Raw genomic sequence first — 2363 nt, 5'->3', positions numbered from 1 at the left:
TTGACCACCCGCCAGGGCCACCCGGTCTCGGACAACCAGAGCCTGCGCAGCGTGGGCGAGCGCGGACCCGCCACGCTGGAGAACTACCAGTTCATCGAGAAGATCACGCATTTCGACCGCGAGCGCATCCCCGAGCGGGTCGTGCATGCGCGCGGCACCGGCGCGCATGGCTGGTTCGAGGCCTATGGCAAGATCGGCGACGAGCCCGCGTCCAAGCACACGCGTGCCAAGGTGCTGACGCAGACCGGCGTGCGGACGCCGGTCTTCATCCGCTTCTCGACCGTCATCGGCGCGAAGGATTCGCCCGAGACCGCGCGCGACCCGCGCGGCTTCGCCGTGAAGTTCAAGACGGTCGACGGCATCTGGGACCTGGTCGGCAACAACCTGAAGATCTTCTTCATCCGGGACGCCATCAAGTTCCCGGACATGATCCACGCCTTCAAGCCCGACCCCATCAGCAACCGGCAGGAACCGTGGCGCTTCTACGACTTCGTGATGCACCACCCGGAAAGCCTGCACATGGTGACCTGGGTGAAGAGCCCGTGGGGCATCCCGGCCGACTACCGGCACATGGAAGGCTCCAGCGTCAACACCTACAAGCTCGTGAACGACCAGGGCGTCGCGGTGCTGTGCAAGTTCTCCTTCGAGCCGAAGCAGGGGGTCAGGAACCTCACCAGCGGCCAGGCGGCCGAGATCCAGGCTCGCGACGTCGGCCACGCCACCCGGGACCTCTATGACGCGATCGAGCGCGGCGACCATCCCGAGTGGGAGATGTGCGTCCAGGTCATGTCCGACGACGAGCATCCCGAGCTGGACTTCGATCCGCTGGACGACACCAAGCGCTGGCCCGAGGACCAGTTCCCGCTGCTGCCGGTCGGGCGGCTGGTGCTCGACCGCAACCCGTCGAACTTCTTCGCGGAGGTCGAGCAGGCCGCCTTCGGCACCGGCGTGCTGGTGGACGGCATCGACTTTTCCGACGACAAGATGCTGCAGGGCCGGACGCTGTCCTATTCCGACACGCAGCGCTACCGGGTCGGCGCCAACTACCTGCAGCTCCCGATCAACGCGCCGGAGACGCCCGCCCGCACCAACCAGCGCGACGGCTCGATGGCCCATTCCGTCGACGGCGGGCAGGAGAACCCGCACGTGAACTACGAACCGAGCTCAATGGGCGGGCTGCGCGAAGCGCCGAAGCCGGCCAAGGACTATCACCAGTGGGTCGAGGGCCATCTCGGCCGCTACCAGACCACGCGCACGGCCGACGACTACAAGCAGGCCGGCGAGCGCTACCGGACCTTCGAGGACTGGGAGCGCGAGGACCTGATCGCCAATCTCGGCGCCGACATGAAGGAATGCCCGGAGCACATCGCGCTGCGGATGATCTGGCATTTCTGGCATTGCGACGAGGATTACGGGCGGCGCGTCGCCGAGGCGGCCGGCATCGACCTGGAGAAGGCGAAGGCCCTGCCGCCACTGGAAGGCAAGCCCGCGCCCGGCGAACGGCGGGCGGCCGCCACTTACACCAGCGGCCGTCCGGAGGGCAGGAAGCACGGCCGCGACGCGGCCGAGTAAGCCGCCAAGGCCTCTCCCGCCCGGTGAATAACATATGCGTTCCCTTCGCCGGGCGGGTGCCGCAAGAATGCGCCCGCAACGACGGAGCGGGAGAGGCGCATGCGGGTATTGCTGACGGGGTCCTCGGGATGGCTGGGGCGGACGCTGGCGCCCCGGCTGCGCGCCGCCGGCCATGAGGTCTTCGGCCTGGACCCGGCGCCGTCCGAGGACACGGCGATCGTCGGTTCGGTCGCCGACCGGGCGACCGTCCGGGCGGCGATCCGGGACTGCCGGATCGAGGCGGTCGTCCATGCCGGGGCGCTGCACAAGCCGGACATCGAGCGCCGCCCGCGGGCCGATTTCATCGCAGTCAACGTCGAGGGCACCTTCAACCTGCTGGAGGAGGCGGTCGCCCACGGCGTCGGGCGCTTCGTGTTCACCTCGACGACCTCGCTGATGATCTCGCGCGAGATCCGCGCCGGCCGGTCCGGCGGCGCCGCGCGCGCCGCCTGGCTGACCGAGGACCTGCCGCCCGAGCCGCGCAACATCTACGGCGTCACCAAGCTGTCGGGCGAGCATCTGTGCCGCCTCTATCACCAGCAGTTCGGGCTGCCGGTCGTCGTCCTGCGCACCGCGCGGTTCTTTCCGGAACCCGACGACATGGCGCACGCGATCGCGCAGACGGACGCCAACACCAAGGCGAACGAGCTGCTGTTCCGCCGCCTGACGGTCGACGACGCGGCCGAGGCCCATGTCGTGGCCCTGGAGAAGGCGCCCGCGATCGGGTTCGACGTCTTCATCGTCTCCGCGCC

General features: G+C 68.9%; 2 protein-coding genes. Both read left to right on the top strand.

Annotated elements, in window-relative coordinates; all coding sequences use genetic code 11:
• A partial coding sequence (locus VGO20_RS08390; RefSeq protein ID WP_327501867.1) for a catalase occupies positions 1–1572 on the top strand: 1572 nt, incomplete at its 5' end.
• Positions 1573–1671: 99 nt separating this feature from the next.
• A partial coding sequence (locus VGO20_RS08385) for an NAD-dependent epimerase/dehydratase family protein (protein WP_327501866.1) occupies positions 1672–2363 on the top strand: 692 nt, incomplete at its 3' end.

The organism is Arenibaculum sp., assembly GCF_035998295.1.
Classification (GTDB): Bacteria; Pseudomonadota; Alphaproteobacteria; order Azospirillales; family Azospirillaceae; genus DASYHS01.
Note: the sequence above shows the minus strand (reverse complement) of the source record. Positions and strands in the feature narration are given on the sequence as shown.